Here is a 20627-nt window from a genome sequence, read left to right on the forward strand (position 1 = left end):
AAGGAACCCTCGGCCTGCTCTTTCCGTTTACGGTGGAGGGGCCGGCACCCGGCAGCCGAAACGACATCCGAGGGGCGCTCATGGAAGCCGTGATCCTGATTCTGGGGTTGCTCTTTTTCGCCTTCATCGCCCTGGGCGTGTACGCGGGCGTCAAGGCCATCGGCGTGGCGAAGAGGGGTGTGGACCGTACGATCACCCAGGCGCGCCGCACCGTCGAGGACACCGCGCTGCGGGCGAAGAGCTATGGCCAGGCGGGCTTGGGCGGAGAGCTGGCACAGCTGCGGCTCGCGCTGCGTACATCCATGCGGGCCACGCAGGAGGCGTTGGAGACGGGAGCCGCCGAGGATGCCTCGCTCTCGGAGTCACTGGGCCTGTTCCAGCGGCTGAGCGTGCACGGGCGCGAGCTGGACGACGAGCTGAAGAGACTGGAGCGCGAACCCGACCGGACGACGGCCGCCTCGCTGCTGCCGGGCCTGAAGCAGCGTACGGAGCGGATCACGCACTCTGCGGATTCGCTGCGATGGGCCGCGCGGGACCGGGCGCGGCAGTTCACCGACGACGATCTGGACGTGCTGAATGCGCAGATCGACGTGGAGGCCGGGGCGCTGCGGCACTGGACGGTGGAGCCGGACGAGCCGGTCCGCGGGCAGGGGCAGCCGCAGGGCGATGGGCGCGACCAGGGGCAGGAGCGTCGGCAAGGGCAAGGGCAAGGGCAAGGGCAAGGGCAAGGGCAAGGGCGTGGGCCGGCCGACGATGTGGCGCAGGCGATCACGGCTCCGGACCCGCGACGGCAGAACGAATACCCGTGGCAGAAGGCAGCTCGGCCCGAAACGACGAACTGAGGCGTTCGATGACCGGCGGTGACAGGATGCGGTCCGAAGCGATCGGGAGCGATCATTCGGTCGGGGTCGGACTGCCGGGCTGCTGACTCGCCAGGTAACCTCCCGCTCATGTCCCGCCATGTCGCGATCGTCACCGATTCCACGGCCTACCTGCCGCCCGAGGCGATGGAGCGGCACGGCATCACCGCGGTGCCGCTGACCGTCGTCCTCGGTAATCAGGCTCTGGAGGACGGCACCGAGATCTCGGCCCGTTCCCTCGCGGTGGCGCTCCAGAAGCGTCGCCCCGTGACGACTTCCCGGCCCAGCCCGGAGGTATTCGCCGCCGCGTACCGGGCGGCGGCCGAGGCCGGAGCCCGCGGCATCGTCTCGCTGCACCTCTCGGCCGAGATCTCGGGTACGTACGACGCCGCTCTGCTCGCGGCGAAGGACGCACCGGTTCCGGTACGGGTGGTGGACACCGGGATGGTCGCGATGGCCCTTGGATTCTGCGCCCTGGCGGCGGCGGAAACGGCGGAGGCGGGCGGAAGCCTGGACGAGGCCGTCGCAGCCGCGGAGAAGCGGGCAGCGGGCACCTCCGCGTATTTCTACGTCGACACGCTGGACTATCTGCGCCGCGGCGGTCGTATCGGTGCCGCGCAGGCTCTGCTGGGATCGGCACTCGCCGTGAAGCCGCTGCTCCAACTGGACGGTGGCCGTATCGAACTGCTGGAGAAGGTACGGACGGCCTCGAAGGCGATCGCGCGCCTGGAGGAGATCGTCGCGGAACGGGCGGGCAGCGGCCGGGTGGACATCGCCGTGCATCACCTGGCGGCACCCGAGCGGGCCGAGCGGCTCGCCGGGCGGCTGCGTGAGCGAGTGCCGGGGTTGGTCGATCTGCATGTCAGCGAGGTGGGCGCGGTGATCGGTGCGCACACCGGGCCCGGTCTGCTCGGGGCAGTGGTTTCGCCGCGCTGAACCCGATGCACCGGCCTTGGTTCCTGGCTCCCGCCCCTCGGGGTGGTCGAGTTATCCACAACTGGTCGGTTGTCCACTGAATTTGGGCCTGCTCAGCGGGTTCGGGCTGATGTGCCTACCGTCGTGAGGCATGGCTCCCCGATCACATCGTGCAACCAGCGGAAGCGGCCCCGGCCGCGCCGGTAGCAGTCCCGGCCTCGGACCTGGACGGCGACGGCCGTCGCGTGGGCGTGCGGACGTCGTAGCGGCGGCTTCGCGCCGTCGGGCGGACGCCCTCATGGGAGGTGCGTACGGCGGACGGGTCGCGCGGCTTGTGCTGGGAGTGGCCGCGGCCCCCGCTCCCGCTCCGGCTCCCGCTCCGGTCTCGGCCCCGAGACCGCCCTCGACGCCGAGCCTGCCCCTGGCCCCGAGCCCGCCCCCGACGCCAAGTCCCGCTACGGCTACGGCTACGGCTACGTCTACGGCGCCGACCTCAGCCCAGACCTCGATCCCGGCCTCGATTCCGGCCTCGACCTCGACCCCGACCTCGGCTCCGGCGGCCGTCTCCGGGATGCCGGGGCGGTGGGAGAGGCTGGTTCCGGCACTGCGGGAGCGGGTTCCGGTGTGGCTGCAGCTCAGATGCGGTTTGGAGCCAAAGGCCCTCGCCGCACTGGCCGTTGTCCTGATCGCGGCCGCAGCCTTCGCCGCGGTGCATTTCTGGTCCGTGCGCCCCCACTCCGTACGCGCTCCTGATCCGGTCAACGAGGCTGCGCACGCCCGGACATCGGCCCCGGCGCCGGAGGACGCCGGAGTGCCGGAGCCGTCACCGGGGCCGCCACTCACGACGGGGCCGGGCGGGCACATCGTCGTCGACGTGAGCGGGAAGGTGCGAAGGCCGGGGATCCATCAACTGCCGTCCGGCGCAAGGGTCGCCGATGCGCTGCGTGCGGCGGGCGGGGCCCGGCCCGGTGTCGACCTCACCGGGCTCAACCGGGCGCGGGTACTCATGGACGGGGAACAGATCGTGGTGGGCGCCCCGCCCGGCCCTCCTGCCACCAGCAGCAGTACGGGAGGAGCCACTACGGGCGGCGGTGGCAGCCCCACGACCGGGCCGGTCAGCCTCAACCGCGCGACCGTCGAACAACTCGACACCCTGCCCGGTGTCGGCCCGGTTCTCGCCCAGCACATCGTCGACTACCGCACCCAGCACGGCGGTTTCCGTTCCGTCGATGAACTCCGCGAGGTCAACGGGATCGGTGACCGCCGGTTCGCCGACCTGCAACCGCTGGTGGGGCCATGAGCCTCCCGGACGTCCATGAGGCGTCGGGCAGGCGGCTGGGTGCCTCCGACCCGCGGCAGGAGGGCCCGGTCGACCTCCGGCTGGTCCCGCCGGCCATGGCGGCCTGGGCCGGAGCGGCCCTCGCGCTGAGTACGCCGGGGCGGTGGACGACGGCGGGCGTGATGCTCTGCATCGGTGCAGCCATGGTGCTCCTGGCGATGTCGGGAGTATCGGCGACCCGTGCGATGCGCCGGCTTTCGGCCGACACCGGGGGAGGGGTGGCAGATGACGAGAGCGCGGTACACAACCGGCGGCGGCCGCGCACCACCGCGGCCGCCACTGCTGCCGCGCTGCTCTGCGCGGCGGCCGGGGCCGTGTCGGCCGGATTGTACGGCGCGGACGTACGGCAGGGGTCGATCCATGGGCTCGCCCAGCGGTTCGCGACTGTCGAGGCGGAAGTGACGGTGACGTCCGACGCCCGGCAGACCCGGCCCCGGGTGCGAGGCGACCACAGCACGCCCGCCTCGCTCCTCATGGACGCCGAGATCACGCGGCTGACCGGGCCTGACGGTGCGGCCACCCGGCTGCGTACACCGGTGCTGCTGATCGTCTCGCCCGGCGGATCGATGGCGCAGTGGCAGCAGTTGCTTCCATCCACGCGACTGCACGTAGGCGGCCGACTGGCGCCACCATTGCACGAAGGGGAGCGCAATGCTGCCGTACTGCGGCCCGAGGGCAAAGGCCCGCCCCGCATCACCGGGCCTCCTTCCTTCCTCCAGCGCACGGCGGGTGTTCTGCGCGGCGGTCTGCGGCAGGCGACCGAGCGGCTGGATCCCGATGCGCGGGCGCTGCTGCCGGGCCTGGTGGTCGGCGACACCTCACGGGTCACCCCCGAACTGCACGATGCCTTCCAGGCGGCCGACCTCACCCACCTGATGGCGGTCTCCGGTGCCAACCTGGCGATCCTGCTCGTTCTCCTGATCGGACCGCCGGGCACAGCATCGCGCGTCGAACGCCGGGGTCTGGCGCCCCGGTTGGGGATCTCGTTGCGGATGACGGCGTTGCTCGGCGGCGGGCTCACACTCGCCTTCGTCATCGTCTGCCGGCCCGAGCCGAGCGTGCTGCGGTCCGCGGCCTGCGGACTGATCACCCTGCTCGCCATCGGCACGGGGCGCCGCAGATCGCTGATCCCCGCGCTGGCCGCCGCGGTTCTGCTGCTGGTGCTGTACGACCCGTGGATGGCGCGCAGTTACGGCTTCGTCCTCTCCGTCCTGGCCACCGGCGCCCTGCTCACCATCGCCCCGAAGTGGAGCGACGCGCTGCAACGGCGCCGGGTTCCGCCCCGGCTTGCCGAGGCACTGGCCGCGGCCGCCGCGGCGCAGGCGGTGTGCGCACCGGTCGTCGTGCTGCTCGCCTCCCGGGTCAGTCTGGTGGCGATCCCGTGCAATCTGCTGGCCGAGTTCGCGGTGGCGCCGGCCACGGTCCTCGGGTTCGCCGCGCTCGCCCTGGCGCCGGTGGCCATGCCGGTGGCAGAGCTGCTCGCCCGGATCGCAGGGTGGCCGGCCGGGTGGATCGCCTCGGTGGCCCGCACCGGGGCGGCCCTGCCCGGGGCTGAGATCGACTGGCCCGACGGCGGGAAGGGTGCGCTGCTGCTCACCGCGCTGACGGCTCTGGTGGTGCTGTTCGCCCGTCGTATCGTGCGCCACCCCTGGATCTGTTCGGCCGCCGCGCTGCTGCTGATCCTCGCGGTGCTGCGCCCGGTGCCGCTCACCCGGGTGCTGACCGGATGGCCGCCGCCGGACTGGGCGTTCGCGATGTGCGACGTGGGGCAGGGTGACGCCCTGGTACTGGCCGCGGGGGACGGCACGGGTGTGGTCGTCGACAGCGGTCCCGATCCCCGGCTCGCCGACCGGTGCCTGCGCGGCCTGGGCATCACCGAGGTGCCGCTCCTGGTCCTCACGCACTTCCACGCGGACCATGTGCGGGGGTTGCCCGGTGTGCTGCGGGGCAGAGCGGTGGGGGCTATCCAGACGACGAGCCTGGACGAACCGCCGGACCAGGTCGCGTTCGTACGGAGAACAGCTGCCGCGTCGGGCGTCCCCCTGGTGCGGGCCGTCCCCGGTGAACGCCGCCGGATCGGGCCGCTGGACTGGCGGGTCCTCTGGCCGGCGGGCGGCGCAGGGGCGGGTGGCGCATCGGCGGTACCGGGGGCCGGGCCTGTACCGCAGGAGCCGAATGATGCCAGTGTCACTCTGTACGTCCGGACCGGCGGGCTGACCCTGTTGCTCCTGGGCGACCTCGAACCTCCGGCCCAGCAGGGGCTGTTGCGCAGGTATCCCGCGCTGCCGCGGGTGGACGTTCTCAAGGTCGCCCATCATGGCTCCGCCCACCAGGACCCTGCTCTGCTGCGCAGCGCGCACCCGAGACTCGCCCTGGTGAGCGTGGGCAGGGACAACCCGTACGGTCACCCGGCCGCGCGCACCGTCGATGCGCTCAGAGCCGGCGGCGCGGTGGTGCTGCGTACGGACATCGACGGCGCGATCGCCGTGACGGGTGCCGGACCGGAGCTGCGGGCGGTGGGCCGGTCATGAGCACTGTCCGAATGGGTGACGCACACAGAATGAGTGATGCACGCAAGCGGAACGGCCAATTCGGACCTTCGGTAACACCTCTACCCAAGCTCCTGCGAGCTGCTCTGTTTGCCTCGAACGCCACAAGAGTGATCGAATGCATGCTCGTCGGTAGGCCGCTGCTCCGACGAGGACGTCCAGCCGTCAGGCCCCAAGGTGAATCGCCCCCGGGGGTAGGTAGAAGATGTTCGGCCGTTGGCTGGGAAGCAGGGGAGCGACGCGTGCCGCGCGCGGCAACGCTCTCACGGGACTTGACGTGCCGCGCACCGCCGGAGTGCTCAGTTGCCGAGTGCTCGACCCCGTCAACGAGATCGTGCAGCAGGCGGAGTTCGTGGTCACGGACAGCGTGGGCCGCAAGGTCGTCAGCGGTGAGACGGACCCGTACGGCAATGTCCTCGCCACCGTCCCGGCCGGCGAATACCGGCTGGCCGTCACGGCCGAGGGCTTCACCCCGTTCCACGGCGCGGCCACGGTCGTCGAGAGCGGCCACGCGAGCATCGGCGATGTGACCCTGCAACTGTCCGCGCCCCCGCAGCTGCCCGACCCCGGTGAGTGGGAGGTCGAGCCGATGCACTCACAGATCGGCTTCACGGCCCGGCACATCGGCATGGCGCGCATCCACGGCCGGTTCAACACCTTCGCCGGTGCTGTACGGATCGCCGACCGCATGGAGAACTCGGCCATGCACGTGATCATCGACGCCGCGTCGATCGACACGAACGTCCAGATGCGCGACGACCATCTGCGCTCCAGTGACTTCCTCGACGTCGGGCGCTATCCGACGCTGGAGTTCTACAGCGACCGCTTCGTCCACCGCGGCGGCACCCGCTGGGGTGTGACCGGCGCGCTCACGCTGCACGGCGTCAGCCGAACGGTCACGCTGGACACTCAGTACCTCGGCCTGGGCAACGGCCTGGAGGGCGAGACCCGCGCCGCCTGCCGGGCCACCACGGAACTGCACCGCGAGGACTTCACCCTCACCTGGCAGACCATGCTGGCCCGCGGCATCGCGGCCGTCGGCTCCAGCATCTCCATCGACATGGACATCCAGATCGTCCCAAAGAGCTGAGCTCACAGGCCCGAGCTCACAGGCCCGAGCTCACAGGCCCGAGCTCACAGGCCCGAGCTCACAGGCCCGAGCTCACAGGCATGGGCTCACAGGTGCTCTGGCGCCCCTCTAGGGCGCTTCGAGCCACCCGTCGTACTCCGCGGCGAACGCATCGAGCGACGAGGCGTCCAGCCGCCCCGACGGGTCCTCCACGACCACCAGCCACTGGGCGTCCTCGGCATCGTCCTCGCCGGCCAGTGCGTCGCGTACGAGCTGGGGCTCCTCGGCGACCCCGAAACGGTCGCCGAGCTCTCCGGCCACCTCCTCCGCGGCATCGCGGTCGGGCAGCACGAGTACATGTCTCACATCGCTCACCTGCCCATTCTCCCGTACGGCGTACGCCGTTGCTCCAGCGATGGGGGTGTCAGTGGCGCGTGGGATGCTGGACGGCGATGGCCACCAGAAGGAATTCCACCGACGATCCGCTCGCCCCCCTCACGCTCGCCGTGGGCCAGGAGGACCTGCTCCTCGACCGCGCCGTGCAACAGGTGGTGGCGGCAGCCCGTGCCTCCGACCCCGACACGGACGTCCGCGACCTCGCTTCCGACCAGCTCCAGCCCGGCACCCTTGCCGAGCTGACGAGCCCGTCGCTCTTCGCCGAGCGCAAGGTGGTGATCGTGCGCAATGCGCAGGATCTCTCCGCCGACACGATCAAGGACGTCAAGGCGTACCTCGGCGATCCGGTCGAGGAGATCACCCTCGTTCTGCTGCATGCGGGCGGCGCCAAGGGCAAGGGTCTGCTGGACGCGGCGCGCAAGGCCGGGGCGCGGGAGGTCGCGTGTCCCAAGACGACCAAGCCGGCCGAGCGGCTCTCGTTCGTACGGTCGGAGTTCCGGGCGCTGGGGCGCTCGGCCACCCCCGAGGCGTGCCAGGCGCTGGTCGACTCCATCGGCAGCGATCTGCGGGAGCTGGCGAGTGCGGTCTCGCAGCTCGTCGCGGATGTCGAGGGCACGATCGACGAGGCGGTCGTCGCCCGTTACTACACGGGCCGCGCGGAGGCATCGAGTTTCACGGTCGCCGACCGCGCGGTGGAGGGGCGGGCCGCGGAGGCGCTTGAGGCGTTGCGCTGGTCGCTGTCGACCGGGGTGGCGCCCGTGCTGATCACCAGTGCGCTGGCACAGGGCGTACGGGCGATCGGAAAGCTGTCCTCGGCGCGTGGGGGGCGGCCCGCGGACCTCGCCCGTGAGCTGGGCATGCCGCCGTGGAAGATCGACCGGGTGCGCCAGCAGATGCGTGGGTGGACGCCGGACGGGGTGGCCGTGGCACTGCGGGCGGTCGCGGATGCGGACGCGGGCGTCAAGGGAGGCGGCGACGATCCGGAGTACGCGTTGGAGAAGGCCGTGGTCGCGGTGGCGAGGGCGGCGCGGTCGGGGCGGTAGCCGGGCGGGGTGAGGGTGCCGGGTTCGTCCGGCTGCCGCTTTGTCCTCGATCTCCCATAGCCTCAAAGGCATGGGAGGACGCCCTCGACGGGCTGAACGGGGGTACGCCGAAGGCCCCGGGCCTCGCTCTGGGGAGAGCAAGCCCGGGGCCTTCGGTTCACGCTTGGTGCGCCGCACCCGCGTGGCGAACGCAGGTTCGGTGTGCGGCGCGGGGGCCGGGCAGGGGCGGGAGAGAGGGCCCGCTGATCCGTTCCGGCGGTTACATCAGAAAGCTCAGCCCTGGAGGGAGGCAACCTTGGAGGCCAGCGCCGACTTCTTGTTGGCGGCGGCGTTCTTGTGGATGACACCCTTCGAGACAGCCTTGTCGAGCGCGCGGGAGGCGTCGCGAGCGGCCGTGGTGGCCTTCTCGACGTCACCGGCGACGGCAGCCTCACGGGCCTTGCGGATAGCGGTCTTGAGCGAGGACTTGACGGCCTTGTTGCGCAGGCGCGCCTTCTCGTTCGTCTTGTTCCGCTTGATCTGGGACTTGATGTTCGCCACGAAAGAGCCTTTTCAGGTTCGTTGGATCTTCGATGTGCGCCCCACGGCCTGAGAGAGTCGCGAGGCACAGCTGTCAACGGTACCAGCCCCGCTCCGACCGGCCCAAACCGGTCTCCGCCCCGCAACCATGGGACGATGGAGGCTACGTATCGATCCGACCGAACCGACATCGACCCGAGACACGGCGTTCGGCGTCTCAAGAATCAGGACCCTGCGTGCCCGCGACTCCTACCAACGTGCCCGAGCCGAGCCGTACCGACCCGGCGCTGATCCGCAACTTCTGCATCATCGCGCACATCGACCACGGCAAGTCGACCCTTGCCGACCGGATGCTTCAGCTGACGGGCGTGGTCGACCAGCGGCAGATGCGCGCTCAGTACCTCGACCGGATGGACATCGAGCGCGAGCGCGGCATCACCATCAAGTCCCAGGCGGTACGTCTGCCCTGGGCACCCAACACGGGCGAGGACCAGGGCCGCACCCACATCCTCAACATGATCGACACCCCGGGCCACGTGGACTTCACCTACGAGGTCTCCCGCTCGCTCGCCGCCTGCGAGGGCACGGTCCTGCTGGTCGACGCCGCGCAGGGCATCGAGGCCCAGACGCTGGCCAACCTCTACCTGGCGATGGAGAACGACCTCACCATCGTCCCGGTGCTCAACAAGATTGACCTGCCGGCCGCGCAGCCCGAGAAGTTCTCCGAGGAGCTGGCCAACCTCATCGGCTGCCAGCCGGAGGACGTACTCAAGGTCTCCGCGAAGACCGGCGTCGGCGTAGATGTGCTGCTCGACCGGGTGGTCAAGGACGTCCCGGCCCCGATCGGCAAGGCCGACGCCCCGGCCCGCGCGATGATCTTCGACTCGGTCTACGACTCGTACCGCGGCGTCGTCACGTACGTCCGTGTCGTCGACGGTCAGCTCAACAAGCGCGAGCGCATCAGGATGATGTCCACCGGCGCCACCCACGAGCTGCTGGAGATCGGGGTCTCCTCCCCGGAGATGACCCCGGCCGACGGCCTCGGTGTGGGCGAAGTGGGCTACATCATCACCGGTGTGAAGGACGTCCGGCAGTCCAAGGTCGGTGACACCATCACCTCCCTGAGCAAGGGCGCGACCGAGGCGCTGGGCGGCTACAAGGACCCCAAGCCGATGGTGTTCTCTGGTCTGTACCCGCTGGACGGCTCGGACTACCCGGACCTGCGCGAGGCGCTCGACAAGCTCCAGCTCAACGACGCCGCCCTGGTGTACGAGCCGGAGACCTCCGCCGCGCTCGGCTTCGGCTTCCGCGTCGGCTTCCTCGGCCTGCTCCACCTCGATGTGATCCGCGAGCGGCTGGAGCGCGAGTTCGGTCTCGAGCTCATCGCCACCGCGCCCAACGTGGTCTACCGCGTCGAGATGGAGGACGGCACCGAGCACACCGTCACCAACCCGAGCGAATTCCCCGAGGGCAAGATCGACAAGGTGCACGAGCCCGTCGTGCGCGCCACGGTCCTGGCCCCCAGCGAGTTCATCGGCGCGATCATGGAGCTCTGCCAGAACCGGCGCGGCACCCTGCTCGGCATGGACTACCTCTCCGAGGACCGGGTCGAGATCCGCTACACCCTGCCGCTCGCCGAGATCGTCTTCGACTTCTTCGACCAGCTGAAGTCCAAGACGCGGGGTTACGCCTCCCTCGACTACGAGCCCACCGGCGAGCAGTCCGCCCAGCTCGTCAAGGTCGACATCCTGCTGCACGGCGACAAGGTCGACGCGTTCTCCGCGGTCACGCACAAGGACAAGGCGTACGCGTACGGCGTGCGGCTCGTCGCCAAGCTGCGCGAGCTGATCCCGCGGCAGAACTTCGAGGTGCCGATCCAGGCCGCCATCGGCTCCCGGGTCATCGCCCGTGAGACCGTCCGCGCCATCCGCAAGGACGTCCTCGCCAAGTGCTACGGCGGTGACATCTCCCGTAAGCGGAAGCTGCTGGAGAAGCAGAAGGAAGGCAAGAAGCGGATGAAGATGGTCGGCAATGTGGAGGTGCCGCAGGAGGCCTTCATCGCCGTGCTGTCGACGGACGAGTCGGGCGGGGAGAGCAAGGCCAAGAAGTAGCTTCCGCCGCAGGGCCGGGAAGCAGCTTCCGCCGTGGAGCCGAGAAGCAGCTCCCACCCCGGCTGCCACCCCTGCTCCGTCCGTCCCTACTCGGTGGTAGCCCAACGGGCCCCTGTGTCGCAGCGTGCTGCGACACAGGGGCCCGTTTGTTATGAAGCGGCGGCCCATTGCCCCTTACGCGGCGGACGCGGGCGCTCTACCCTGATCACGGCCTCGTAGTTACTCGCCAGTTAAACAAGCGAGACCGGGCGCCGCAGGACAGGCACCGCAGGACCAAGCGCACGGAGTGCGCGGGAACACACGTAGGAACAAGCAGCAATCAGCAGCCGGTCGTGAAGCACTGCCGCAGGCCCGGAGGATGTCGTGAGCGACACACAGACCTTGATCGAGAACCGACCGCCCTCCGTGGCGAACCTCTTCATCGACCGCGTGGCGGCCACCCCGGACGGGGAGGCCTACCGCTACCCCGTCCCCACGGCCGCCGGCGAGGGGCCCGATGAGTGGAAGTCGCTGAGCTGGGCACAGGCCGCCGAGCGGGTGTACGCCATCGCGGCAGGGCTCATCGGTCTGGGTGTGCAGCCGGAGGAGCGGATCGCGCTCGCCGCCAGTACGCGAGTGGAATGGATCCTCGTCGACCTCGGTGTGATGTGTGCGGGCGCTGCCACCACCACGATCTATCCGTCGACCAAAGCCGAGGAGTCGGCGTTCATCCTCTCCGACTCCGAGAGCCGGGTCCTGATCGCCGAGGACGCCGGCCAGCTGGCCAAGGCCCGCGAGCGCCGTGCCGAGCTGCCGAACCTCGCCCATGTCGTCGTCATCGACCCCGAGGGCGCCGAGCCCGCCGAGGGCGACCCCGAGGGCTGGGTGCTCACCCTCGCCGATCTGGAAGCCCGCGGCGCCGAGCACCTGGCGAAGAACCCCGATGCGGTCAAGGAGCGGGTCGCCGCCATCACGGCCGACCAGCTGGCCACCCTGATCTACACCTCGGGCACCACCGGCCGCCCCAAGGGCGTACGCCTGCCGCACGACAACTGGTCGTACATGGCCAAGGCCACCGTGGCGACCGGCCTGATCACCAAGGACGACGTCCAGTACCTCTGGCTGCCGCTCGCGCACGTCTTCGGCAAGGTCCTCACCTCCGGCCAGATCGAGGTCGGCCACGTCACCGCCGTCGACGGCCGGGTCGACAAGATCATCGAGAATCTGCCGGTGGTCCAGCCGACGTACATGGCCGCCGTCCCCCGTATCTTCGAAAAGGTCTACAACGGTGTCGCCGCCAAGGCGCGGGCCGGTGGTGGGGCCAAGTACAAGATCTTCCAGTGGGCGGCCGGGGTCGCCCGCGAGTACGCGACGGTCTCGCAGGACAACTTCCGGCGCACCGGCACGGCCTCCGTCCCGTTCGCGCTCGGTGCCAAGCACAAGGTCGCCGACGCCCTCGTCTTCGCCAAGATCCGCGAGGCCTTCGGCGGCCGGCTGCGCGCCTGTGTCTCCGGCTCCGCGGCGCTCGCCCCCGACATCGGCTACTTCTTCGCGGGCGCCGGCATCCACATCCTGGAGGGCTACGGCCTCACCGAGACCAGTGCCGCCTCCTTCGTCAACCCGGGCGAGGCATACCGCACCGGCACCGTCGGCAAGCCGCTTCCCGGCACCGAGGTACGGATCGCCGACGACGGCGAGATCCTGCTGCGCGGCCCCGGCCTGATGCAGGGCTACCAGGGGCTCCCGGAGAAGACCGCCGAGGTGCTGGAGGCGGACGGCTGGTTCCACACCGGCGACATCGGCGAGCTGTCCGTGGACGGCTATCTCCGGATCACCGACCGCAAGAAGGACCTGATCAAGACGTCCGGCGGCAAGTACATCGCCCCGGCGGAGGTCGAGGGACAGTTCAAGGCGGTCTGCCCGTTCGTCTCCAACATCCTGGTGCACGGCGCGGACCGTAACTTCTGCACCGCCCTGATCTCACTCGACGAGCCGACCATCCTCGGCTGGGCCGCCGAGAACGGCCTGGGCGGGAAGCCGTACGCCGAAGTGGTGGCGTCCCCGCAGGCCGTTGCGCTCATCGAGGGCTATGTGAAGCGGCTCAACGAGGGGCTGCAGCGCTGGCAGACCATCAAGAAGTTCCGGCTGCTGCCCCGCGATCTCGATATCGAGCACGGCGAGCTGACGCCCAGTCTCAAGCTGAAGCGGCCGGTCGTCGAGCGTGAGTACAAGGGCCTCATCGACGACATGTACGCGGGGACCCGCGAGGCGTAATACAGGTCCCTGCCAACCGGCCGCACGGTGCGGCTGCTTCCGTTCTTCTCCGCTCACTTTCTCTGCTCACTTCGGCAACTCGTTGCTTATGAGCATGGTCCATCTGTCACTCTGTCGGTGTCGTCAGCGGCGCCCAGCGAGAACAGAACGAGAACAGACAGACAGAGCGAGAACAGGTCAGGAGCTGCACCGTGGGGTCCGTTCCCTTGCAGCGGGACATCGTTCAGCGTCCCGGTATCACCCTCGGCCATGCGGATGCGCGGCCGGTTGCCCGTACGTCCCTGCCCGGAAACCTCCTCGCGCCCTCCGCCGCCCGCCGGTTCGTCCAGGCAGCGCTCGCCGAGTGGACCGGGCTGGGACTGCCGGCGGCCGTGGGCTTCAGCGAACGTCTGGCCGATGATGCGGCGGTCGTCGTCAGCGAACTGGTCACCAATGCGGTCGTGCACGCCGGGACCAATGTCGAGCTGCTCTGCCGGCTCGAGGAGGCCGCCGAGGACGAGGCCGCGGCCCTGGTGCTGGAGGTCTCCGACCACCACCCGGCCCGCGCCGTGCGCAGCGAACGCCCGGAGGCCGGCAGCGCGGCGGACGCGGCGGAGGGCGAGGCGCCTCCCACCGGCCCCGAGGAGCCCGCCGACTACGGTCGTGGGCTCCAGCTCGTCGGCACCCTCGCCGAGCGCTGGGGCATCACCTACCGCACCGGCCTCAAGACCGTCTGGGCCCGGCTCCCCGTCGACGACTGGAACCCGTTCCCCGAACCGTCGGCAGAGCCCGGATTCCAGCAGGGGCTGCGCGCCGCCGAACTGCTCGCCCCCAGCGCCCGGCGGGCCCTGCGCGACGACGCGGACTGGGCCGGCCGTGGCGCGCTCTCGTTCCTCGCCGAGGCCTCGGACCTGCTCGCGGGCCAGCTCGACGAGGACATCGTCGCGGCGCTCTCCGGGCAGTTACTGGTGCCCAGACTCGCCGACTGGTGCGCGATCTGGCTGGAGCCCGAGAACGGCGGCCCCGCGGCCGTCCCCCGGCTCGCCAGCGTCTGGCACCGGGACGAGGCCGAGACCGGGCAGCTGCGTACGGTGCTGGAGCAGGACCCGATCCGGCTGCCCGAGCGGGTGGGCACCGGGCCCGTCTCCATGCCCTGGCCCGGGGGCGAGGAGGACGGCGGGGAATCCGAGGGGCGCGCCGGATCCGCTCTCGCCTACCGGATCACATCGGGCGGCCGGACACTCGGCGCCGTACTCCTCGGCCGGGAGGGCATGGCACGCGTCCCCGACGAAGTGACTGCCCTGATCGAGGACTTCGTACGCCGTGTCGGCCTCGCCGTCGGTGCCGCCCGCGCCTACACCCGGCAGGCCACCATCAGCCGCATCCTGCAACGCGCACTGCTGCCCAGCAAGGTCGCCGACATACCCGGCGTCACCAGCTCACTGGTGTACGAACCCAGCGACGACGGGGTCGTCGGCGGTGACTTCTACGACATCTTCCCGTGCCCCGGCGACCGCTGGTGCTTCGTCCTCGGCGATGTGCAGGGCAGTGGCCCCGAAGCCGCCGTCGTCACCGGCCTCGCACGGCCCTGGCTGCGGTTGCTGGCCCGTGAGGGGTTCGGCGTCGGTGAGGTGCTGGACCGGCTCAACCGGCTGCTCCTCGACGATGCGATGGAGGCTGCCGAGGCGGCCGCGCTCATGGTGGCCGCGGCGGGCGGCCAGCAGACGGCGGACACCGGGCAGTCCCGCTTTCTCTCCCTGCTGTACGGGGAACTCGTGCCGCTGCCCGGCGGCGGCGTGCGCTGCACCCTCGCCAGCGCCGGCCACCCGCTGCCGCTGCTGCTGCGGCCCGACGGCAAGGTGCGTCCGGCCGCCGAGCCGCAGATGCTGCTCGGCATCTTCGACGACGCCGCGTACGAGAGCCAGAGCTTCGAGCTGGCGCCGGGCGACAGCCTGCTGTGTGTCACGGACGGCGTGACGGAGCGGCGCTCCGGGGCGCTGATGTTCGACGACGGGGACGGTCTGGCCCGGGCGCTGGCCGACTGCGCCGGGCTGTCGGCGGACGGGATCGCGGACCGGATCAAACGGGCCGTGCACGAATTCGCCGAGCGGCCGCCCGATGACGATCTGGCGCTGCTGGTGCTGCAGGCGGGGTGAGGGTACGGGTGAGGCGGTGCGCCCGGGGACGGGTGGCGGTCTGCGATCTCGCGCGTGGCTCGGAGGTTCCCGGCGGCGAGTGACAATGGGCGGTATGCCTTCCGTACTGCCCGATGGTGAACCCGTACCCGACGACGGGGCGCTGCCCCGCCATGCCCTGGAAGGCTCCGCCGACCGGCCGCTCGGCTTCTACCTGCATGTGCCCTACTGCGCCACCCGCTGCGGCTACTGCGACTTCAACACCTACACCGCCACCGAGCTGCGCGGCTCCGGCGGTGCGCTGGCCTCCCGGGACAACTACGCCGCCCATCTGATCGGCGAGGTCCGCCAGGCCCGCAAGGTCCTCGGCGACGATCCGCGTCCGGTCCGTACGGTCTTCGTCGGCGGCGGTACGCCGACCCTGCTGGCCGCCGGAGACCTGGTACGGATGCTGGGGGCGATCCGCGACGAGTTCGGGCTCGCGGACGATGCCGAGATCACCACCGAGGCCAACCCGGAGTCCGTCGGTCCGGCGTATCTGGCCGAGCTGCGGGAGGGCGGCTTCAACCGGATCTCGTTCGGGATGCAGAGCGCACGGCAGCACGTGCTGAAGATCCTGGACCGTACGCATACGCCGGGGCGGCCCGAGGCGTGTGTCGCCGAGGCTCGGGAGGCGGGCTTCGAGCACGTGAACCTCGATCTGATCTACGGCACGCCCGGGGAGTCCGACGACGACTGGCGGGCCTCGCTGGACGCGGCGATCGGGGCGGGGCCGGACCATGTGTCGGCGTACGCGCTGATCGTCGAGGAGGGCACTCAGCTGGCCCGGCGGATCCGGCGCGGCGAGATCCCGATGACCGATGACGATGCCCACGCGGACCGGTATCTGATCGCGGACGAGGCGATGGCCGCGGCGGGTTTCTCCTGGTACGAGGTGTCGAACTGGTCCCGCACGCCCGAGGGCCGCTGCCTGCACAACGAGCTGTACTGGCGGGGTGCCGACTGGTGGGGTGCCGGGCCCGGGGCGCACAGCCATGTCGGCGGGGTGCGCTGGTGGAACGTGAAGCATCCGGGGGCGTACGCGCAGGCTCTGGCCGAGGGACGGTCGCCGGGGGCCGGGCGGGAGATCCTCTCCGCGGAGGACCGGCGGGTGGAGCGGATTCTGCTGGAGCTGCGGCTGGTCGACGGGTGTCCGCTGTCGCTGCTGGCGCCCGCCGGACTGGCTGCGGCGGGGCGGGCGGTGGAGGACGGGCTGCTGGAGCGGGTGCCGTACGGGGAGGGGCGGGCGGTGCTGACGTTGCGGGGGCGGTTGCTGGCGGATGCGGTGGTGCGGGATCTGGTGGACTGAGGGGCACGCGGGGCTCTGCCCCGGACCCCGCTCCTCAAGCGCCGGAGGGGCTGGGAGGTCCGGCGGAGGTGCTACTGAGGTGGCGCCGTCACGAAGTCGATCAGGTGTTCCACGGAGCCCAGCAGTGCCGGTTCCAGATCCCGGTACGAGCGCACCGTGGACAGGATTCGCTGCCAGGCCGCGCCCGTGTTCTCGGGCCAGCCCAGCGCGCGGCACACGCCCGTCTTCCAGTCCTGGCCGCGCGGGACCACCGGCCAGGCGGTGACGCCCACGGACGACGGCTTCACCGCCTCCCACACGTCGATGTAGGGGTGGCCGACCACCAGCACGTTCGCGTCCGAGACCTGGGAGGCGATCCGGGACTCCTTGGAGCCGGGGACCAGATGGTCGACCAGGACGCCCAGCCTGGCGTCCGGGCCGGGGGAGAACTCGCGCACGATGGCCGGGAGGTCGTCGATGCCCTCCAGATACTCGACGACCACGCCCTCGATCCGCAGATCGTCACCCCAGACCCGCTCGACCAGCTCCGCGTCGTGGCGGCCCTCCACATAGATCCGGCCCGCACGTGCGACCCGGGCCCGCGCCCCGGGGACCGCGACCGAACCCGAGGCCGTGCGCGCGGGGCGTACCGGAGCGGCCGCCGACGGGCGTACGAGTGTGACCACCCGGCCCTCCAGCAGGAAGCCCCGCGGTTCCATCGGGAACACCCGGTGCTTGCCGAAGCGGTCCTCCAAGGTCACCGTCGGACCCTGGGCCGTCTTCTCGCAGCGGATCACCGCACCGCAGAATCCGGTGGAGACCTCCTCCACGACCAGATCGGGCTCGGCGGGGACCTCGGGAACGGGGGCGGACTTCTTCCACGGCGGGGTCAGGTCCGGCTGGTAGCTGCGCATCAAATGACGATAGGACGAGAGCAGGTCACGACACGCCGAAGAGCATGGCCAGCCGGTCGCGCTGGTCCCGCACGAACGCCGCGTCCACCACCGCTCCGTGCCCCGGAACGTACACCGCGTCCTCGCCGCCCAGCGCCAGCAGCCGGTCCAGCGCGGCCGGCCAGCGGGACGGGACGGCGTCGTGGCCCGCCTGCGGTTCGCCGGACTCCTCGACGAGGTCGCCGCAGAGCACCACCGCGGGGGAGCCGGGGACGAGCACCGCCAGATCGTGGCCGCTGTGGGCCGGGCCCACATCCGCCAGCAGCACCTGACGGCCGCCGCCCAGATCGAGCGTCCACTCGCCGCACACCTCATGGTGCGGCGCCACCAGCGCATCGGCGGCTTCCGCCGCATCGTGTTCGGACACTCCGTGGCGTACCGCAGAGGCGTGCAGATCGTCCGCCCCGAGCTTCAGCAGCGCGACCATGCCGACCGCTCCGTACACCTGGGTGCCGGAGAACGCGGCGGTGCCCAGTACATGGTCGAAGTGGGGGTGGCTGAGTGCGATATGCGTCACCCTCCGGCCGAGCAGGGCCTGTGCCTGGGTCCGCACTTCCGCACCCTCGCGCAGTGTTGATCCGGTGTCGTAGAGCAGCACTCCATCCGCTCCGACCACCAGTGCGACTGTCGCATCCCATCCGGGAAGGCGGCGCCGGCCCACTCCGTGACCGAGTCGCTCCCAGCCGAACTCTTCCCAAGAGGCGTCCATACCGCGACGCTATCGGCAACGACCTGCGCAGTCTCGCGGTAGCGTGGCCGGTCGCCCTTGCTAGGCCCCCACTCGGCCGCCGTACACTGACCGGGGGATTGCTGGCACTCGCGAGGACAGAGTGCCAGGCGGATTCCTGGGAATGAAGCAGGAACGGCCCGAGAACCACCGAGGAAACACAGCTGGAGGTGTGCGCGATGCTCAGCGAACGCAGACTCGAAGTGCTGCGCGCCATCGTCCAGGACTATGTCGGCACCGAGGAGCCCGTGGGTTCCAAGGCGCTCACCGAGCGGCACAAGCTGGGGGTCTCCCCGGCCACCGTCCGCAACGACATGGCGGTGCTGGAGGACGAGGGCTTCATCGCCCAGCCCCACACCAGTGCGGGACGCATCCCGACGGACAAGGGCTACCGGCTCTTCGTCGACAAGCTCGCGGGCGTCAAGCCCCTCTCGTCGCCGGAACGTCGGGCCATTCACAATTTCCTCGACGGCGCGGTCGACCTCGACGATGTCGTGGGCCGCACCGTACGGCTGCTCGCGCAGCTGACCCGGCAGGTCGCCATCGTGCAGTACCCCTCGCTGACCCGGTCGACGGTCCGGCATGTGGAGCTGCTGTCGTTGGCAGCCGCCCGGCTGATGCTCGTGCTGATCACGGACACCGGCCGGGTCGAACAGCGCATGATCGACTGCCCCGCTCCGTTCGGTGAGACCTCTCTCGCCGATCTGCGGGCCCGGCTGAACAGCCGGGTCGTCGGACGCCGTTTCGCGGACGTCCCGCAGCTGGTGCAGGATCTGCCGGAATCCTTCGAGAGCGAGGACCGGGGAACCGTGTCCACCGTGCTCTCCACCCTGCTCGAAACCCTCGTCGAGGAGACGGAGGAGCGGCTGATGATCGGCGGCACCTCCAACCTCACCCGCTTCGGGCACGACTTCCCTGTGATGATCCGGCCGGTGCTGGAGGCATTGGAGGAGCAGGTCGTGCTGCTGAAGCTGCTCGGCGAGGCCAAGGACTCGGGCATGACCGTACGTATCGGGCACGAGAACGCCCACGAGGGGCTCAACTCCACGTCCGTCGTCGCGGTCGGCTACGGTTCGGGCGACGAAGCAGTCGCCAAACTCGGCGTGGTCGGACCGACCCGCATGGACTACCCCGGAACGATGGGAGCGGTACGCGCAGTGGCACGTTACGTCGGACAGATCCTGGCGGAGTCGTAAATGGCCACGGACTACTACGCCGTACTCGGCGTGCGCCGCGACGCATCTCAGGACGAGATCAAGAAGGCATTCCGGCGGCTCGCTCGCGAGCTGCATCCGGATGTGAACCCCGATCCGAAGACCCAGGAGCGGTTCAAGGAGATCAACGCCGCCTACGAGGTGTTGTCGGACCCGCAGAAGAAGCAGGTCTACGACCTCGGCGGTGACCCGCTGTCCGCCTCCGGCGGCGGTGGCGCGGGCGGATTCGGACAGGGTGGCTTCGGCAACTTCTCCGACATCATGGACGCGTTCTTCGGTACGTCGTCGCAGCGCGGACCCCGTTCGCGCACCCGGCGCGGCCAGGACGCGATGATCCGGCTGGAGATCGATCTCGCCGAGGCCGCGTTCGGCACCACCAAGGACATCCAGGTCGACACGGCCGTCGTCTGTACGACCTGCAACGGCGAGGGCGCCGCACCCGGCACCTCCGCCCAGACCTGTGACATGTGCCGCGGCCGCGGCGAGGTCTCCCAGGTCACCCGGTCCTTCCTGGGCCAGGTCATGACCTCGCGGCCCTGCCCGCAGTGCCAGGGCTTCGGTACGGTCGTGCCGACCCCGTGCCCGGAGTGCGCCGGCGACGGCCGCATCCGGTCCAGGCGCACGCTCACCGTAAAGATCCCCGCCGGTGTCGACAACGGCACCCGCATCCAGCTCGCGGGCGAGGGCGAGGTCGGCCCCGGTGGCGGCCCGGCCGGCGATCTGTACGTCGAGATCCACGAGCTGCCGCACGCGGTGTTCCAGCGCCGCGGCGACGATCTGCACTGCACGGTCACCATCCCCATGACGGCGGGCGCGCTCGGCACCAAGGTGCCGCTGGAGACGCTCGACGGCCTGGAGGAGGTCGACATCCGGCCCGGTACCCAGTCCGGCCAGTCGGTCCCGCTGCACGGCCGCGGCATCACGCATCTGCGGGGCGGCGGGCGCGGCGATCTGATCGTGCACGTCGAGGTGATGACCCCGATGAAGCTGGACCCGGAGCAGGAGCGAGTGCTGCGGGAGCTGGCGAAGCTGCGCGGTGAGGAGCGGCCCACCGGCCAGTTCCAGCCCGGGCAGCAGGGGCTGTTCTCCCGGCTGAAGGACGCCTTCAACGGCCGCTGACGGCCCCGTACACCGTTCCCTGCCGCCGGACGGGCTCGCCTGCCGAGCCCGTCCGGCGTTTGGGGACAAAGTGGACCGCAGGCCGCGCACGCCGAGGCGCGCAGGACGTGACACGATGC

General features: G+C 70.6%; 16 protein-coding genes. 12 read left to right on the top strand and 4 right to left on the bottom strand.

Going from position 1 to position 20627, the window contains the following annotated elements:
- Window positions 1-80: 80 nt before the first annotated feature.
- From ACGFU7_RS22570 to ACGFU7_RS22590, 5 genes are all read left to right on the top strand, one after another.
- Window positions 81-842, top strand: a complete 762-nt coding sequence (locus tag ACGFU7_RS22570) for a hypothetical protein (RefSeq protein ID WP_393697795.1) — start codon at window positions 81-83, stop codon at window positions 840-842.
- Between the two features lie 108 nt (window positions 843-950).
- Window positions 951-1796, top strand: coding sequence for a DegV family protein (locus tag ACGFU7_RS22575; RefSeq protein WP_393697796.1), 846 nt, complete (start codon window positions 951-953; stop codon window positions 1794-1796).
- A gap of 625 nt (window positions 1797-2421) precedes the next feature.
- Window positions 2422-3075, top strand: a complete 654-nt coding sequence (locus ACGFU7_RS22580; RefSeq protein WP_393697797.1) for a helix-hairpin-helix domain-containing protein — start codon at window positions 2422-2424, stop codon at window positions 3073-3075.
- Window positions 3072-5645 carry a ComEC/Rec2 family competence protein gene (locus ACGFU7_RS22585; RefSeq protein ID WP_393697798.1) on the top strand — a complete coding sequence of 858 codons (2574 nt, stop codon included), beginning with the start codon at window positions 3072-3074 and terminating at the stop codon, window positions 5643-5645. Before ACGFU7_RS22580 ends, ACGFU7_RS22585 begins: the two co-directional genes overlap by 4 nt.
- Window positions 5646-5868: 223 nt before the next feature.
- Complete coding sequence (locus ACGFU7_RS22590; RefSeq protein ID WP_393697799.1) at window positions 5869-6753, top strand: YceI family protein; 885 nt, start codon at window positions 5869-5871, stop codon at window positions 6751-6753.
- A 108-nt stretch (window positions 6754-6861) separates the two neighbouring features.
- Here ACGFU7_RS22590 and ACGFU7_RS22595 read toward each other — a convergent pair whose 3' ends face one another.
- The gene (locus ACGFU7_RS22595) at window positions 6862-7107 is read right to left on the bottom strand and encodes a hypothetical protein (RefSeq protein ID WP_393697800.1); all 246 of its coding nucleotides are present in this window, start codon (window positions 7105-7107) and stop codon (window positions 6862-6864) included.
- A 77-nt stretch (window positions 7108-7184) separates the two neighbouring features.
- On the opposite strand from ACGFU7_RS22595, the gene holA reads away from it, so the two are divergent.
- Window positions 7185-8171: a DNA polymerase III subunit delta gene (gene holA / locus ACGFU7_RS22600; RefSeq protein WP_389990636.1), complete on the top strand. Its 987-nt coding sequence runs from the start codon at window positions 7185-7187 to the stop codon at window positions 8169-8171.
- 273 nt (window positions 8172-8444) lie between these two features.
- On the opposite strand, the gene rpsT is transcribed toward holA, so the two are convergent.
- On the bottom strand, window positions 8445-8711 hold the full coding sequence (rpsT, locus tag ACGFU7_RS22605) for a 30S ribosomal protein S20 (protein ID WP_093897085.1): 267 nt from the start codon (window positions 8709-8711) through the stop codon (window positions 8445-8447).
- A gap of 215 nt (window positions 8712-8926) precedes the next feature.
- Here rpsT and lepA point away from each other — a divergent pair, with 215 nt between their 5' ends.
- The 4 genes from lepA (at window position 8927) to hemW (ending at window position 16516) form a co-directional block, all read left to right on the top strand.
- Window positions 8927-10801 carry a translation elongation factor 4 gene (gene lepA / locus ACGFU7_RS22610; RefSeq protein WP_393697801.1) on the top strand — a complete coding sequence of 625 codons (1875 nt, stop codon included), beginning with the start codon at window positions 8927-8929 and terminating at the stop codon, window positions 10799-10801.
- A 363-nt stretch (window positions 10802-11164) separates the two neighbouring features.
- Window positions 11165-13054 (top strand): AMP-dependent synthetase/ligase, encoded by a 1890-nt coding sequence (locus tag ACGFU7_RS22615; protein WP_393697802.1) that lies wholly within the window; start codon window positions 11165-11167, stop codon window positions 13052-13054.
- Between the two features lie 206 nt (window positions 13055-13260).
- A complete protein-coding gene (locus tag ACGFU7_RS22620; RefSeq protein WP_393697925.1) occupies window positions 13261-15189 on the top strand; it encodes a SpoIIE family protein phosphatase in 1929 nt (642 codons plus the stop codon).
- An 85-nt stretch (window positions 15190-15274) separates the two neighbouring features.
- The gene (gene hemW, locus ACGFU7_RS22625; RefSeq protein WP_393697803.1) at window positions 15275-16516 is read left to right on the top strand and encodes a radical SAM family heme chaperone HemW; all 1242 of its coding nucleotides are present in this window, start codon (window positions 15275-15277) and stop codon (window positions 16514-16516) included.
- A 71-nt stretch (window positions 16517-16587) separates the two neighbouring features.
- On the opposite strand, the gene ACGFU7_RS22630 is transcribed toward hemW, so the two are convergent.
- Window positions 16588-17409, bottom strand: a complete 822-nt coding sequence (locus ACGFU7_RS22630; RefSeq protein WP_393697804.1) for a DUF3097 domain-containing protein — start codon at window positions 17407-17409, stop codon at window positions 16588-16590.
- 25 nt (window positions 17410-17434) lie between these two features.
- On the bottom strand, window positions 17435-18157 hold the full coding sequence (locus tag ACGFU7_RS22635; protein WP_393697805.1) for an MBL fold metallo-hydrolase: 723 nt from the start codon (window positions 18155-18157) through the stop codon (window positions 17435-17437).
- A 197-nt stretch (window positions 18158-18354) separates the two neighbouring features.
- Between ACGFU7_RS22635 and hrcA the strand changes: the two genes are divergently transcribed.
- A complete protein-coding gene (gene hrcA, locus ACGFU7_RS22640; RefSeq protein ID WP_072483581.1) occupies window positions 18355-19371 on the top strand; it encodes a heat-inducible transcriptional repressor HrcA in 1017 nt (338 codons plus the stop codon).
- Entirely contained in the window at window positions 19372-20508 is a 1137-nt protein-coding gene (dnaJ, locus tag ACGFU7_RS22645; protein ID WP_393697806.1) for a molecular chaperone DnaJ, read from the top strand. It begins immediately after the preceding gene.
- Window positions 20509-20627: the final 119 nt, after the last annotated feature.

Origin of the sequence: Streptomyces sp. NPDC048473 (assembly GCF_043200155.1) — a bacterium.
GTDB lineage: Bacteria > Actinomycetota > Actinomycetes > Streptomycetales > Streptomycetaceae > Streptomyces.

Coding starts and splice junctions, on each gene's coding strand:
- hemW (WP_393697803.1), top strand. CDS start 15,275: ATGGGCGGTATGCCTTCCGTACTGCCCGATGGTGAACCCGTACCCGAC.
- holA (WP_389990636.1), top strand. CDS start 7,185: ATGGCCACCAGAAGGAATTCCACCGACGATCCGCTCGCCCCCCTCACG.
- ACGFU7_RS22585 (WP_393697798.1), top strand. CDS start 3,072: ATGAGCCTCCCGGACGTCCATGAGGCGTCGGGCAGGCGGCTGGGTGCC.
- ACGFU7_RS22635 (WP_393697805.1), bottom strand. CDS start 18,157: ATGGACGCCTCTTGGGAAGAGTTCGGCTGGGAGCGACTCGGTCACGGA.
- ACGFU7_RS22570 (WP_393697795.1), top strand. CDS start 81: ATGGAAGCCGTGATCCTGATTCTGGGGTTGCTCTTTTTCGCCTTCATC.
- dnaJ (WP_393697806.1), top strand. CDS start 19,372: ATGGCCACGGACTACTACGCCGTACTCGGCGTGCGCCGCGACGCATCT.
- ACGFU7_RS22630 (WP_393697804.1), bottom strand. CDS start 17,409: ATGCGCAGCTACCAGCCGGACCTGACCCCGCCGTGGAAGAAGTCCGCC.
- hrcA (WP_072483581.1), top strand. CDS start 18,355: ATGCTCAGCGAACGCAGACTCGAAGTGCTGCGCGCCATCGTCCAGGAC.
- ACGFU7_RS22590 (WP_393697799.1), top strand. CDS start 5,869: ATGTTCGGCCGTTGGCTGGGAAGCAGGGGAGCGACGCGTGCCGCGCGC.
- ACGFU7_RS22575 (WP_393697796.1), top strand. CDS start 951: ATGTCCCGCCATGTCGCGATCGTCACCGATTCCACGGCCTACCTGCCG.